Annotated in this window: 16 protein-coding genes; 7 read left to right on the forward strand and 9 right to left on the reverse strand. The window is 69.2% G+C overall.

Annotated features, from left to right (window positions below; translation table 11 throughout):
• Positions 1–152 precede the first annotated feature (152 nt).
• Together ACIRRY_RS14185 and ACIRRY_RS14190 are read right to left on the reverse strand one after the other, a co-directional pair.
• Entirely contained in the window at positions 153–593 is a 441-nt protein-coding gene (locus ACIRRY_RS14185; RefSeq protein WP_403971879.1) for a DUF6069 family protein, read from the reverse strand.
• 46 nt (positions 594–639) lie between these two features.
• Positions 640–1248 carry an NAD(P)-dependent oxidoreductase gene (locus tag ACIRRY_RS14190; RefSeq protein ID WP_403971881.1) on the reverse strand — a complete coding sequence of 203 codons (609 nt, stop codon included), beginning with the start codon at positions 1246–1248 and terminating at the stop codon, positions 640–642.
• A gap of 148 nt (positions 1249–1396) precedes the next feature.
• On the opposite strand from ACIRRY_RS14190, the gene ACIRRY_RS14195 reads away from it, so the two are divergent.
• Positions 1397–1891, forward strand: a complete 495-nt coding sequence (locus ACIRRY_RS14195; RefSeq protein WP_403971883.1) for a MarR family winged helix-turn-helix transcriptional regulator — start codon at positions 1397–1399, stop codon at positions 1889–1891.
• Between the two features lie 311 nt (positions 1892–2202).
• Here the strand turns inward: ACIRRY_RS14195 and ACIRRY_RS14200 are convergent, their stop codons facing one another.
• From ACIRRY_RS14200 to ACIRRY_RS14210, 3 genes are read right to left on the reverse strand one after another with little or no spacing between them, the layout of a single operon-like run.
• Positions 2203–2874 carry a 3-oxoacid CoA-transferase subunit B gene (locus ACIRRY_RS14200; protein WP_403971885.1) on the reverse strand — a complete coding sequence of 224 codons (672 nt, stop codon included), beginning with the start codon at positions 2872–2874 and terminating at the stop codon, positions 2203–2205.
• The gene (locus ACIRRY_RS14205; protein WP_403971887.1) at positions 2871–3566 is read right to left on the reverse strand and encodes a 3-oxoacid CoA-transferase subunit A; all 696 of its coding nucleotides are present in this window, start codon (positions 3564–3566) and stop codon (positions 2871–2873) included. The genes ACIRRY_RS14200 and ACIRRY_RS14205 overlap by 4 nt, the downstream gene beginning before the upstream one ends.
• Positions 3563–4768 (reverse strand): thiolase family protein, encoded by a 1206-nt coding sequence (locus tag ACIRRY_RS14210; protein ID WP_403971889.1) that lies wholly within the window; start codon positions 4766–4768, stop codon positions 3563–3565. The genes ACIRRY_RS14205 and ACIRRY_RS14210 overlap by 4 nt, the downstream gene beginning before the upstream one ends.
• Before the next feature lie 71 nt (positions 4769–4839).
• Here ACIRRY_RS14210 and ACIRRY_RS14215 point away from each other — a divergent pair, with 71 nt between their 5' ends.
• Entirely contained in the window at positions 4840–5721 is an 882-nt protein-coding gene (locus tag ACIRRY_RS14215; RefSeq protein ID WP_403971891.1) for a LysR substrate-binding domain-containing protein, read from the forward strand.
• Between the two features lie 246 nt (positions 5722–5967).
• Here ACIRRY_RS14215 and ACIRRY_RS14220 read toward each other — a convergent pair whose 3' ends face one another.
• The gene (locus ACIRRY_RS14220; RefSeq protein WP_403971893.1) at positions 5968–6468 is read right to left on the reverse strand and encodes a VOC family protein; all 501 of its coding nucleotides are present in this window, start codon (positions 6466–6468) and stop codon (positions 5968–5970) included.
• A gap of 112 nt (positions 6469–6580) precedes the next feature.
• On the reverse strand, positions 6581–6850 hold the full coding sequence (locus ACIRRY_RS14225) for a hypothetical protein (protein WP_403971895.1): 270 nt from the start codon (positions 6848–6850) through the stop codon (positions 6581–6583).
• Positions 6851–6933: 83 nt separating this feature from the next.
• On the opposite strand from ACIRRY_RS14225, the gene ACIRRY_RS14230 reads away from it, so the two are divergent.
• Complete coding sequence (locus ACIRRY_RS14230) at positions 6934–7431, forward strand: MarR family winged helix-turn-helix transcriptional regulator (protein WP_403971897.1); 498 nt, start codon at positions 6934–6936, stop codon at positions 7429–7431.
• Positions 7432–7900: 469 nt separating this feature from the next.
• Positions 7901–8557, forward strand: coding sequence for an alpha/beta hydrolase (locus ACIRRY_RS14235; protein WP_403971899.1), 657 nt, complete (start codon positions 7901–7903; stop codon positions 8555–8557).
• A gap of 261 nt (positions 8558–8818) precedes the next feature.
• Here ACIRRY_RS14235 and ACIRRY_RS14240 read toward each other — a convergent pair whose 3' ends face one another.
• Complete coding sequence (locus ACIRRY_RS14240; protein ID WP_403971901.1) at positions 8819–9241, reverse strand: heme-binding protein; 423 nt, start codon at positions 9239–9241, stop codon at positions 8819–8821.
• A 126-nt stretch (positions 9242–9367) separates the two neighbouring features.
• The gene (locus ACIRRY_RS14245) at positions 9368–10009 is read right to left on the reverse strand and encodes a TetR/AcrR family transcriptional regulator (RefSeq protein WP_403971902.1); all 642 of its coding nucleotides are present in this window, start codon (positions 10007–10009) and stop codon (positions 9368–9370) included.
• A 294-nt stretch (positions 10010–10303) separates the two neighbouring features.
• Here ACIRRY_RS14245 and ACIRRY_RS14250 point away from each other — a divergent pair, with 294 nt between their 5' ends.
• From ACIRRY_RS14250 to ACIRRY_RS14260, 3 genes are read left to right on the forward strand one after another with little or no spacing between them, the layout of a single operon-like run.
• Positions 10304–11602, forward strand: coding sequence for a Rieske 2Fe-2S domain-containing protein (locus ACIRRY_RS14250; RefSeq protein ID WP_403971904.1), 1299 nt, complete (start codon positions 10304–10306; stop codon positions 11600–11602).
• A 9-nt stretch (positions 11603–11611) separates the two neighbouring features.
• Positions 11612–12574, forward strand: a complete 963-nt coding sequence (locus ACIRRY_RS14255) for a PDR/VanB family oxidoreductase (protein WP_403971906.1) — start codon at positions 11612–11614, stop codon at positions 12572–12574.
• Positions 12571–12978, forward strand: a complete 408-nt coding sequence (locus tag ACIRRY_RS14260) for a nuclear transport factor 2 family protein (RefSeq protein WP_403971908.1) — start codon at positions 12571–12573, stop codon at positions 12976–12978. The genes ACIRRY_RS14255 and ACIRRY_RS14260 overlap by 4 nt, the downstream gene beginning before the upstream one ends.
• Positions 12979–12988: the final 10 nt, after the last annotated feature.

The raw sequence follows: 12988 nt of genomic DNA on the forward strand, positions 1-12988 counted from the left end.
GGACAGGGCCGGTCTGGCTGCGAGTCCGCGCAGCGATCCCTGCACGCGCCGCCGCACTCGAGTGTGGAAGACACCACTACCGCACGCCACCGTCGACGTACTCAAGGGTCCGACAGCACGTGAGGAGCGCCGGAGCGCGGCGGTGGGAACGGTCAGTCCCGGGTGGCGGGGAGGGGCAGGAAACGCCGGAAAGCGGGGACGGCGACAGCGGCGACAAGGACATGCATGACCATCAAGGCGATGACGGCGCCCCAGCTGGTCCCGGGCCGACTGTCGGAGACGCCGACCATGATGTCCGGGATCAGGCTGACGATCAGGATGACGGGCACGAGGGTGCGCAGCAGCCTGTCCGGGCGTGCCGAACGCGCGCGGATGATCGCCCAGGCGGCAGCGGCGATCAGGACACCGAAGACGGTGAGGGGGGCGTAGGCGGAGAGCTGGAGGGGCTGGAAGTCGTCCGAGGCACCGGCGGCGTGGGCTATCACGGCGACGACGGCGTTGACGGCGATGGCGACGACAGCGGTGCCGATCAGACCGCCGGCGATGACGAGGCCGCTGGGGCGCGCCGGGTGGGCGGCGAGCTGGTGGCTCATGGTGTTTCTCCGGATCGTATGAGGACGGGCGGGGAAGCAGGTGGGGTCAGCCAGCTATGACGACGGAGCGGCGGCTGGTGGTGGTGTCGGTGAGCGCGGTGAGCATCCAGGTGGCGACGTCTGCGCGACTGATGGTGTCCGCCATACGCAGGGTGGCCGACCCGGGCACCAGCTTGGTGACGCCGGTGGCGGGACCGTTGGTGAGGCGGACGGCGTGGACGAGGGTGTAGTCGAGGTCGCTGGCGCGCAGCGCGTCCTCGGCGGCAGCCTTGTCCTTGACCATGGCGCCCATTGCCGTGCTGGACATGAACTTGGCGGGTCCGCTCAGGCGATCGCGCAGCACCGCGAAGGAGGACAACTCCACGAACCGACTGACACCGGTGGCGCCGGCTCCGGAGATGACGGCCCGCGTGGCGTCCGTGATGACGGATCCGCCGGTGGCGCCGAGCGTGCTGATCACCGCACCGACGCCCGACATGGCCTGCGTGACGTCACCGACGTCGGTGGCCTGCCCGGCGACCACGTCGAGGCCGGGCTGAGCATCCAGCTTCTCGGGTGAGCGGACCAGCGCGCGGACGGTGTGCCCCGCGGCCAGGGCATGATCGACGACCAGGCGTCCGGTGGCACCGGTAGCACCGAGTACGAGCAGCTTCATGGGGGACCCCTCAAGGCTTCGACGCTGCTCGGAACCCCCGGGCAGTTACTTAAAGCGTTAACTTAAAAGTAGCGCCAATGACTTCAAGCTTCAAGTGAAGACTAGGTGACTTCACTTCAAGCATGAAGCGTTCGGTACATTGGAGGGCATGACGAACACCCCTGCTGACGAGGCACCCCGCTGGCTTGACGAAGAGGAGCGCCACGCCTGGCTCGGACTGGTCGGCATCTTGCGGCGCCTGGAACACGCGCTCGACGCGCAACTGCGCGACGAAGGGCTGACGCACTTCGAGTACGGGGTGATGGCAGCGCTGTCGGAGGCGCCGCAGCGGGAACTGCGCATGAGCTCGCTCGCCGCGTTCGCCGAGGGCTCGCTCTCTCGCCTGTCCCAGGTCGTGGCCCGGCTCGAACGCAAGGGGTACGCCCAGCGCCGCCCCGATCCGGCCGACGGCCGTTACACCCTGGCCACCCTGACCGACGAGGGGTACGAGAAGATCGTCAGCACTGCTCCCGGCCACGTCGCGGAAGTACGCCGCCTGGTGTTCGACCCGCTGACCAAGGCGCAGGTCAAACAGCTCGGCCACATCGGCCAGCGCATCCTGCACACCATCGCCCCCGACCCCTGCGACGCTGACCGCGGATGAGACTCCTCGGGCCGGCGGGACGTGCGCCCATGGGCTCGGCTGCCCGGTCCCCCGCGACGCCGGAGCGCCTCACGGAGTGAACACCCAGACATGTCGGTTCACATGGCTGGGTGCTGCGCGTCTCGTGCTTGTCGGATGCTCCCGAGCGACCGCGCCGCCCGAGGAGAGGTACGACTGCTGTCACGGTTCATGCACAAGGCCGACTCGTCTCATCACGGCCCCCGGTGGCCGTACCCGCGACCTCGTTCGCACGGCCTTCGCCGGGCCGGCGAACTCGGACAGCTGGACCGGGGCACTTCCACACGAGCGTGTCAGGAGCTCCAGGGCAACGTGGTGCCGAGTCGTTCCGCGAGTTCGTGGGCGCTGATGCCGTACGTCTCCCGGATGCGTACGCCGTCGGGGCCGACGTCGAAGACGCCGTGGTCGGTGTAGACGCGGCTGACGCAGCTGGCGCCGGTGAGCGGGTAGGTGCACTCGGGTACGAGTTTCGGTTCACCGGAGCGGGTGAAGAGCGTCATCATCACGTAGACGTCCTTGGCGCCGATGGCGAGGTCCATGGCGCCCCCGACGGCGGGGATGTCCTCGGGCCTGCCGGTGGTCCAGTTGGCGAGGTCGCCGTTGAAGGCGACCTGGTAGGCGCCGAGGACGCAGACGTCGAGGTGTCCGCCGCGCATCATGGCGAAGGAGTCGGCGTGGTGGAAGTAGGCCGCCCCCGGCAGCTCGGTCACCGGGACCTTGCCGGCGTTGGTCAGGTCGGGGTCGACGGCGTCGCCCTCGGCCTTGGGGCCCATGTGGAGCATGCCGTTCTCGGTGTGCAGCACCACTCCGGAGTCGGCGGGCAGATGGTCGGCGATCTTGGTGGGCTGCCCGATGCCGAGGTTGACGAAGGAACCGGCCGGGATGTCCCGTGCGATGACGGCGGCCAGCTCGTCCATCGAGAGCTGATGGTCGGCGCGCACCTGATCGCTCGGCGTGATGGTCATCGTGCCCCCTGGACGGTGTAGTGCCGGGCCGCCACCTGGACGATCCGGTCGACGTAGATGGACGGGGTGACGACAGCCTCGGGATCGAGTTTCCCGGCATCGATGACCTCGTCGACCTGGATGATGGTCGTCGTCGCGGCCGTGGCCATGACCGGTCCGAAGTTGCGGGCCGTCTTGCGGTAGACGAGGTTGCCCATCGCATCCGCGACGTGCGCTCCGATCAGCGCGTAATCGCCCTTGATCGGGTACTCCAGCAGGTACTTCCGGCCGTCGATCTCACGCTCCTCCTTGCCCTCGGCCAGCGGCGTGCCGACCGCGGTCGGGCAGTAGAACGCGCCGATACCGGCACCGGCCGCGCGCATCCGCTCGGCGAGGTTGCCCTGCGGCACCACCTCCAGCTCGATCCTGCCCTCGCGGTAGAGGCCGTCGAAGACCCATGAGTCGGCCTGGCGCGGAAAGGAGCAGAGCACCTTGCGCACCCGGCCGGCGGCCAGCAGCGCGGCCAGTCCGACGTCGCCGTTGCCCGCGTTGTTGGACACGATCGTGAGGTCCTTCGCCCCCTGCCGGATGAGCGCGTCGATCAGGTCGAACGGCATCCCGGCCAGGCCGAAACCGCCGACCAGGATCGTGGACTCGTCCTCGATGCCGGCGACGGCCGCGTCGGTGCTTTCGAGGATCTGCGCCCGGCTCATCGGTCCGCCCCCGTGACATCGCAGTTCTCGAGTACGACGGCCAGCCCCTGACCGACCCCGATACAGATCGCGGCGACGCCGTAGCGCTGCCCCGTCTCCCGCAGCACCTTGGCCAGCGTGGCGAGGACGCGACCACCGGAGGCGCCCAGCGGGTGCCCGATCGCGATGGCGCCGCCCTTCTGGTTGATGATGGCGGGGTCGATCTTCCAGGCGTCGACGCAGGCGAGCGACTGCACGGCGAAGGCCTCGTTGAGCTCGACCGCGCCCACCTGGTCCCAGCCGATCCCGGCCCGGGCCAGCGCACGGTTGGCGGCCTCGACCGGGGCGTAGCCGAAGGCCTGCGGCTCCAGCGCCAGCACGCCGCGTCCGGCGATACGGGCGATCGGGTCGGCGCCGATTACGGCTGCGGCCTTCTCGCTGCCCAACAGCACCGCGGAGGCACCGTCGTTGAGCGGACTGGCGTTGCCCGCCGTGATGGTGCCGCCCTGCTCCGCCGTACGGAAGACCGGCTTGAGCCCGGCCAGAACCTCTGGCGTGGACCCGGCCCGGATGCCCTCGTCGCGCGTCAGCCCGACGCCTCCGACCGGCACCACCAGGTCGTCGTAGAAGCCCGACTCCCAAGCCTCGTGGGCGAGTTGGTGGGAGCGGACGGCGAACTCGTCCTGCCGCTCGCGGGAGATGCCGAAGCGTTCCCGGAGCTGCTCGTTGGCCTCGCCGAGGCTGATCGTCCACTCCTTCGGCATCCGCGGATTGACCAGCCGCCAGCCGAGCGTGGTCGAGACGGCGGTGACATCGCCGGCCGGGAACGGCTTCGCAGACTTCGGCATCACCCACGGCGCCCGCGTCATCGACTCCACGCCACCGGTCAGCACCACCTCGGCATCGCCGGACTCGATCGTGCGACTGGCGATCATCGCCGCGTCGAGGCTCGAACCGCACAGCCGGTTGACCGTGGTGCCGGGCACGCTCACCGGGAGCCCGGCGAGCAGCGCGGCCATACGGCCGACGTTGCGGTTCTCCTCGCCGGCTCCGTTGGCGTTGCCCCACACCACGTCCTCGATCGCGGCGGGGTCGAGGCCCGGGACGCCGGCGAGCGTCGAGGTGATCGCGGCGGCGGCGAGGTCATCGGGGCGGACGCCGCCCAGTGCGCCGTTGAAGCGCCCGAACGGGGTCCGTGTCGCGGCGTAGATGAAAGCACTCATGGCAGCGACGCTAATCGCGGGCCGCGATATTCTGAAGTACTCATATCCGAGCCGATTGATATGGACGACATATGGATCTGCGCCACCTGAGGTACTTCGTGGCGGTGGCCGAGGAGCGGCACTTCGGTCGTGCCGCCGAGCGGCTCCACATGGCCCAGCCGCCGCTCTCCACGCAGATCCGCCAGCTCGAAACCGAACTCGGCGTGCAGCTGCTCCGCCGCACCACGCGCCGCGTGGACCTCACCGAGGCGGGCCGGGCCTACCTGGAGCGGGCGCGCGGGATCCTCGCCGATGTCGACGAGGCCAGCATTCACGCACGGCTCGTCGCCGCCGGTTCTGTGGGCCACCTTGCGATCGGGTGCGTGGGCTCGGCGACGTACAGCCTGCTGCCCGCCCTCTCGCGGCGGCTCACGGAGGAACTGCCCGGCGTCGACTTCTCCTTCCGCGGCGAGATGCTCGCGCCCGACCAGGTCGACGCGCTGCGCACCGGCGCGATCGACGTCGCGTTGCTGCGCCCTCCGGCAGCCGACCTCTCCCTCACCGTGCACACCCTGCGCCGCGACCGACTCGTCGTCGCCGTACCGGTCGACCACCCCCTCGCCCGCCGGAAACGGCTGCGCGCCGCGGACCTGGCCGGCACCGACCTCATCGTGCACTCCGCCGACCGCCGGTCCGTGATGTACGACGTCGTCCTGGGCCTCCTGCGCGATGCCGGCATCGAGCCGCACATCCGCCACGAGGTCGGCGAGACCTCGACGCTGGTCACGCTGGTGGCCGGCGGCCTCGGCGTCGCCGTCGTACCCGAGCCGGTGACCGCGCTGGCCCTCGACGGCGTGGCCTACCGACCGCTGACCGGAGCCGACGCACGCGTGGAACTTGCCGTGGCCCACCGCGCGGACCGCTCCGAGCCGCACCTGGGGCGCACCGTGGGAATCATCCAGGCGATGTTCTGAGACGTCCACCGACGCCGGACACGGTTCGGCGTGGGCCGCGGGGGCGAGGGTGAGACCGGAGCCTGCGGATCTTGACTCAAGCTCACCTGGCCACTCTCGGCGACGAGGGTGTGCGGAGGCAGCGCGTCGAGGTCGATGTCGGCGGTGCTCGTTGGAGGACCATCCTCTGTGCAGCCCCCCGGCCTGGGACCACGCGCAAGGCACCGGACCAAACGCTCAGTCAGTCGTGTCGGCCGAGGGTGTCGGTCAGCGGATGTCGCCGGCGGTTTGTACGCCACTCCAGCGGCTGGTCTCGGCTGCCAGGTCCAGGGGTTCGATGGGCACAGAGGTCGCGTACGCGGCCCACTGCTCGCGCGGGAGCATCCACATGATCTCGAATTCGTTGCCATCGGGGTCTGCGCCGTAGACGCTCTTGGTTGTGCCCCCGTGGCTGGACTCTCCGGTGTACGCGCCGGCCTCGGCCAGTATTTCGCGGGCGTGCTGGAGCTCCTCGATGGTGTCGACCTGCCAGGCCAGGTGGTAGAGCCCGATCCCGCCGCGCCGCTTGGGCGGCGTGGACGGGCCGACCCCCATCAGGCCGAGATCGTGATCATTGACGGAGCGCGGCAACCGCAGAAAGACGGCCCGGCCCCGGGCCTCACGCGCGGCGACCTCCATGCCGAAGACCTCGGTGTAGAACCGCTCGGATCGCGCCACATCGGCGACGAACAGAACGGCATGGTTGAGTCGCACCGGACCGATACTCATCGGGATCCTCCTTGTCGTGAATGCTCGGGAAAGCGTTGCTGGATGGCCCCGCGTCGCTCGGGGGATGCGCGGCAGGCAGCGTCGCCGGCCCCACGTCCCCCGAGCGGTGGTGTCACTGAGCCAGGGTGAATCCGCCGGTCCAGGAGGTCTTATCGCCGGCGGCGAGGATGAGTTGCAGGAAGCAGAGTGCCTCCAGCTCCCGAGCCCGCTTGAGGCCGCCCTCATCCACGGCGCGCAACCCGGCGGCCATGACCACGCCGGCGAGCAGCGCCTTGGCGTCCGCGTCGTCGCCGGTGAGCAGCACGGTGTTGTCGCCCTTGCCGACCAGGTCGGCAAGGCCCTGACCCATGTGCCCCGTGCCGATGATGCTCATGTGTGTCATGACAACCTCCACGAGTTGTAGCTACAACCATGTCACATCGACCAAGTTGTAGCAACAACTATTTTGGTGACATACTGTGCCGCGTGGACACGCGATGGCTCACCCGGGAACAAGTGGCGGCATGGGTACGGCTGGCTGCCGTACTGGAGTTGCTGCCGACAGCCCTCGACAGCCAACTGCGACGCGACGCTCAACTGACGCACTTCGACTACTACGTACTCGCCCTGCTCTCCAAGGCGCCCCAGCGCACGATGCGGATGGCCAAGCTCGCCCAGAGCACCACGGCCACCCTCGCCCGACTCTCCCACGTGGTGCAGCGCTTGGAAGGCCGCGGTCTGCTCGATCGCGTTCCCTGCCCGACGGACCGGCGCGCCACCAACGCCCGCCTCACCGAGGCCGGCTGGCAAAAGGTGCAACAGGCCGCCCCGGGCCACGTGACCTTCGTACGAGACCACGTGATCGACGCGCTCACACCCGACCAGGTCGTCCAACTCGCCGACATCACCCAAGCCATCCTGCACAGGCTCGACCCCAATGCCGGCCGGGCCGACACGACCCGGTCGCACGGCGCGCCCGACTAGCCTCTCGCCCTCGCGAGTGCGAGAGGCCGTGGCCGCGCGCCGGCCGGGACGCAGCTGCCCGGAAACGTCAGTCCATCCATTCCGCAGCGACATCAGCGATGCCTGGTCCGCCGCGGGACCGCGGACCGTCTGTTCGGTGAACAGCTCATAGGCCTTCGTCAGTATCAGCGTGTACAAGCACCCCTGCCGCCTGGTCCGGTGGCGCACCGACAACTCGGCGGAGTCGATAGTGATGGCAGCATGCCGCTACCCCTACTGCACGACCATGTCGCCCGGCTCCGGACACCGCAGATCAAGCAGTTGCCTCACGCGGGGAGGCCATCCAGCACCAGGGACGCAGGCGGCCGGCACCGCACCCTCTACGCCCACCCGTCGGCTTGGAGAGAGCCGCGGTCAGCACCGGAAGAGCGCTCTGCACTCCCCGATCCCAGATCATTCAAGTTTCAATACCTCCTCGAGAGAAGGCCCCGTGCCCGGTCCCATAGTCCACTGGTCCGCCGCCGAGACGGAACGCGCCGGAACACCCCTGGTCCTAGCCCTCCACGGCTGGGGCGCCGACGAGCGGTCCTTCGCCGACCTGGCACCGCAACTGCCTGCCGGGACGACCGTCGCCTCCGTCCGGGCGCCCATACCGGCAGGCAGCGGCTATACCTGGTTCGCCAATCGCGGCATCGGACGGCCGCTTCCGGACTCGATCGCCGACACCGCCCGCTGGCTCTTCGACTGGCTCCACACCGTGCAGCCACAGCATTCCTCCGTCATCGTGCTCGGCTTCTCGGGCGGAATGGCCATGGCCAGCGATCTGATACTCGCACGCCCCGGGGAGTTCTCCGCCGCCGTCCTGCTCTCCGGCACCCTGCCCTGGGACGCGGCCCTCCCGGAGGAACCCGGCCGACTCGGCGGTCTCCCTGTCTTCTGGGGGCGCGACACCGAGGACCAGGTGATCCCGGCCGATCTCGTCGCACGCACCGGGACCTGGCTCCGCGAGCAGTCCGGGGCAGTCCTGCGTGAGCACACCTACCCGGGCCTCGGCCACGCCATCAACGCGAAGGAAGTGGCGGACATCCGCAACTTCCTCACCGCGCTCCCCACACCCGGCGCCGGGGAGTCGGCGTCAGGAACGTGAAGGGCACTGTCACGTCGGCTGACTCGTGGGAGTCAAGTCGGTCAGGCTGAGGAGGCTGTCCGTGGCGGACGCATTGTCGTCGCACAAAGGGCAGCGGTACCCGGTCTGGGAAATCTCCCGCTGACAGACAGGCGCGCGACGCGAGATCACACACACTGGCCGGCGCCCGGAAATCAGCCACACCGCACGGGTCGCAACGGCGGCAGCGGCCCTCGATACGACCGCCGTACCGACCAGGAGGCAGCCCTGCGCGACAAGAACCTACGCGACAATCTTCGCGACGGAATCGCGAGCCTGCTGCGCGATGCGGTCGTCCGTGGTGTCGTCCGCCCCGCCGATGCCGATGGCGCCGATGACCTCCCCGTCGGTCGTCACGATCGGCACACCGCCGGCGACCGGCAGAAGGTTGGAGTCGAGCAGATGGGGAGGCGCCACCTGCATCTGCGGGGATGCCGCGAAGGCCGCGAACTTGGCCGTCGGGACACCGCTCACGGCCGAGGTGTAGGCCTTGCGTCGCGCGGTCTCCACGCCCAGGAGCCCCACACCGTCGTCGCTGAGGAGAACCTTCGTGACACCACTTCGGTTGACCACGACAGCGCACACCTTGTGCCCCTCGGCCCTCCCTGCCTCCAGCGCGGCGAGTGCGGCGCCGTGTGCGATCTCGTAGCTGAGCGGCTCTCGCATGGAGGGGTCCCTTCCCTGGGCGACCGGAAGATCGATCGGCCGCCTTCCGTGAAGTCCGCTCAGTATGCAGCCATCGAGCATAAATGTGAAGCGAGGATCGCATTCACATCTTGCCCGGCCCGGACCTCACCGCGCCGGCGTCCCGAGCAGGTACAGGCAGGCGACGCTCACCAGCTCGTCGGTGAGCTGACGCCATGTCAGCGACTGGTCGGACTCGAACAGTTCGCCGTACAGCACGCGGTTCTGACAGGTCCCGTAGATCAGGCGATAGACGACATCCACACGCACCTCCGGCTCCGGCGCGTCGATCATCGGCGCGATCGGCTCCAGGAACTGCCGGAAGACTCGGGCGGCGTCGATGGCGGCCTCGGAGCCGACCCGGGCCACCGCGGAATCGGTGGCGCCCGCAGCCAGGAAGACCCGCATCAGGCGCTGGTGCGCTTGATACGTCTCGGTGAGTCCGGCGACCGCGGAGGCGACCAGTGCGGCGGGATCCGTGCGCAGCGGAGTGAAGCGGCGGATGATGTCCGCGCGGAACTGGTCGATCATGTCGTGCTGCAAGGCCGCGATCAGACGTTCCTTGTCGCCGAACCGCCGATAAACGCTGCCCACCGAGACGCCTGCCCGGGCGGCGACGGCCGCGACGGTGAGCGCCTCGGTGCCGCCCTCTTCGAGCAGGGCCGTGCCTGCCTCCAGGATCCGCTGCTGGGTCAGCCGGCTACGCGCCTGCTGCGCTGGCGGTAGATCGAGCGACGGTTCGATACTCACCGCACCAGCGTATACGGCGCCAACATCCCCTCCAGCGGCCTCCGTACACGCACCGCCGGACGTGACCAGCGGTGCACTCAAGCGCCCTTCCACCCCCGCCCGACCCCCTGCTGACCGATCAGGCCCTCTGCCCACGAGCACCTGAACATGACCCTTGACGCACTCCCATGTTAAATGCGAATGTGAATTAACAATCCTATTCGAGGTCGCACACGACGGTGCCCTCGCAGGCGCCTCCCCGCAGTCCTGCATGCCCCATCTGCTGTGCACCCGAGCCGCACGGGAGACGCAACGATGACCACCACTTCAGAGGTCGACACCGGCACGGCCTACGGCCGCCCGAAGCCTTCGTACAACGCACGCCTCCGCGAGGTGGGGCCCGGCACCCCCATGGGCGAGGCTCTGCGCCGCTACTGGCACCCGGTCGCCAGCTCGGAGACGCTCGTCGCCGGCGCGCTGCCGCAGAAGACCCGTGTCCTGGGCGAGGACCTGGTCGTGTTCCGGGACGGGCAGGGCAACCCCGGTGTCGTGATCGAGCGCTGCACCCACCGCGGCGCCAGCCTCTTCTTCGGCCGCGTGGAGGACGACGGCATCCGCTGCTGCTACCACGGCTGGAAGTTCGACGTCCAGGGCCGCTGCATCGAGCAGGCCTGCGAGCCGGCCCTGGGGCGCAGGCGCGACGCCGCCCGTCAGCCGTGGTACCCCGCCGAGGAGCGTTACGGTCTGGTCTTCGTCTACATGGGCCCGCCCGAGCTCAAGCCCGAACTCCCCCGCTACGACGCGCTGGAGAACCCCGCCGAGGGCGAGAGGTACTTCGCCAGCTGGCCGGTCCCGCACGCAGCCGTCCTCGGCATGCCGGCGGACTTCAGCTGGCTCAACATCTACGAGAACTCCGCCGACCCGACGCATGTCACCTGGCTCCACTCCACGCACAGCGGATACCAGATGCTGGGCACCGGCACGTTCGGCTACCCCGAGAACTTCTTCGACCCGGCCACCATCGCCGAGCGCCTGACGTACGAGCGCACCGACCACGGCGTGAAGTACACCCAGCGGTTCGAGGTCGAGGGTGAGGACGGCGAGGTCACCGAGTACGGCTTCGCGGTCGACCAGCACCTGCCCAACGTCTTCGGCCTGCCGGACTACGTGAAGGTGACCCCCGACGGGCGGTCGGACCAGTTGCTGTGGGTCGTGCCCTCCGACGACACCAGCCACCGGGTCTTCTTCTCGATCCGCACGAACGACCCCGAGCGCATGGTCCGCTTCGTCATCGGCATCGCGCAGGACGGCAGGCAGAACCACGAGCTCACCAACGAGGAGCGTCAGAAGTTCCCGGGCGACACGGAGGCCCAGGGCTCGCAGGGAGCGATCACCCTGGACTCCGAGGAGACCCTGGCCACCGGGGACCGCGGCGTCGTCATGCTGCGTCGCATGCTCCTGACGATGGCCGACGATGTCGAGGCGGGGCGCGACCCGATCAACATCATCCGCGACGCGTCGGAGGTCCACCACGTCGAGACCGGCGTCTTCACCCTCGGCAAGAAGCGCCCGGCGGACGACACCGCCGACGCCCCGGCCACCGCCGGCATCTGAGCAGGAACCATGAGCAACGAATGGCTCGACACCATCGTGGTCGGCCGGCGCGACGCGACTGCCCGGATCGTGGTACTCGACCTGGTCAGTCCTGACGGCTCCGAGCTCCCGGAGTTCGCCGCCGGCGCCCATGTCGACGTCATGGTGGACGGTGGCGCCGGGCTGGTCCGCCAGTACTCCCTGTGCGGGCCGCCGCACGACCTCACCCGATACCGGCTGGCGGTGCTGGCCGAGACGGAGTCGCGCGGCGGCTCGCTGGGGATGCACCGGCTCAGCAAGGGCGACCGTCTGCGGATCTCCCGTCCGCGCAACAGGTTCGGCGTGTCGGACGAGGCACGTCGCCACCTGCTGGTGGCCGGCGGTATCGGCGTCACACCCCTGCTGGCCATGGCGCACGCGCTCGAAGCCAAGGGCGCGGAGTACGAGCTGCACTACTGCGCTCGAAGCAGGGCGGATGCCGCGTTCCTCGACGAGCTGGAGCACAATCCCTGCGTTCGGCTCCACTTCGACGACGGCCCGGACGAGCAGCGACTCGGCATCGCCACCGACCTCGGCCGGCCCGACCCCGGGACGGCGGTCTACGTCTGTGGTCCCGGGGGCTTCATGGACTTCGTGATCTCCTCCGCACTAGAAGCCGGATGGCCTGGCGACGCGATCCACAAGGAGCGCTTCGCACCCGTGGAAGACACCGCCGCGCACACGGCCGGAGCGACTTTCAGGGTACGGCTGGCCAGGTCCGGCGGCGAGTACGAGGTCAAGGACGGCGAGAGCGTCCTCGACGCCCTGCTCGCGGGCGGCGTCGACGCCCCTTACTCATGCCAGCAGGGGATCTGCGGTGAGTGCATCGTGCGCGTACTCGCCGGAGAACCCGACCACCGCGACGACATCCTGACCGACCGCGAGCGCGCCGACGGCATGTTCACCACGTGCTCGTCACGAGCACGCTCACCGATTCTGGAGCTGGACCTATGACCACAACGCCCACCACCGCCACCACCACCACCGTCCAGGCGATCGAACAGGCAGAGGCCGCATGGCTCGCCGCTCTCGTCGAAGGCGAGAAGGCACTGATTCCCCTCATGCTCGAGGACAGCCGTGTCGTCCACGGACCGGTCGGGAAGGTCGACGACCGGGAGACCTGGGCCCACTTCCATGTGACCCGCCGCCGCTCCGTCTCCGCGAAGGCCACGGAACTGGCCATCACCGTGCGTGGCAACACCGCGATCACCACGTGTTTTCACGAGATGTACACCGTCCTGGACGAGAGCATCGCGCCGTTCCCGATGCAGGAGACGGTGACGAAGGTCTGGGAAGAGACCGACGAGGGCTGGCGCCTGGCGCACATGGTCATGGGCAGGCGTTTCCCGCCGGTCTGAGGTCCCACTG

Origin of the sequence: Streptomyces sp. NPDC101776 (assembly GCF_044766845.1) — a bacterium.
Taxonomy (GTDB): Bacteria; Actinomycetota; Actinomycetes; order Streptomycetales; family Streptomycetaceae; genus Streptomyces.

Bases quoted from the DNA above. Each gene is read 5' to 3' on its own strand.
- ACIRRY_RS14190 (WP_403971881.1), bottom strand. From the start codon at position 1,248: ATGAAGCTGCTCGTACTCGGTGCTACCGGTGCCACCGGACGCCTGGTC.
- ACIRRY_RS14195 (WP_403971883.1), top strand. From the start codon at position 1,397: ATGACGAACACCCCTGCTGACGAGGCACCCCGCTGGCTTGACGAAGAG.
- ACIRRY_RS14240 (WP_403971901.1), bottom strand. From the start codon at position 9,241: ATGCGAGAGCCGCTCAGCTACGAGATCGCACACGGCGCCGCACTCGCC.
- ACIRRY_RS14225 (WP_403971895.1), bottom strand. From the start codon at position 6,850: ATGACACACATGAGCATCATCGGCACGGGGCACATGGGTCAGGGCCTT.
- ACIRRY_RS14260 (WP_403971908.1), top strand. From the start codon at position 12,571: ATGACCACAACGCCCACCACCGCCACCACCACCACCGTCCAGGCGATC.
- ACIRRY_RS14220 (WP_403971893.1), bottom strand. From the start codon at position 6,468: ATGAGTATCGGTCCGGTGCGACTCAACCATGCCGTTCTGTTCGTCGCC.
- ACIRRY_RS14250 (WP_403971904.1), top strand. From the start codon at position 10,304: ATGACCACCACTTCAGAGGTCGACACCGGCACGGCCTACGGCCGCCCG.
- ACIRRY_RS14185 (WP_403971879.1), bottom strand. From the start codon at position 593: ATGAGCCACCAGCTCGCCGCCCACCCGGCGCGCCCCAGCGGCCTCGTC.
- ACIRRY_RS14205 (WP_403971887.1), bottom strand. From the start codon at position 3,566: ATGAGCCGGGCGCAGATCCTCGAAAGCACCGACGCGGCCGTCGCCGGC.
- ACIRRY_RS14215 (WP_403971891.1), top strand. From the start codon at position 4,840: ATGGATCTGCGCCACCTGAGGTACTTCGTGGCGGTGGCCGAGGAGCGG.
- ACIRRY_RS14200 (WP_403971885.1), bottom strand. From the start codon at position 2,874: ATGACCATCACGCCGAGCGATCAGGTGCGCGCCGACCATCAGCTCTCG.
- ACIRRY_RS14255 (WP_403971906.1), top strand. From the start codon at position 11,612: ATGAGCAACGAATGGCTCGACACCATCGTGGTCGGCCGGCGCGACGCG.
- ACIRRY_RS14210 (WP_403971889.1), bottom strand. From the start codon at position 4,768: ATGAGTGCTTTCATCTACGCCGCGACACGGACCCCGTTCGGGCGCTTC.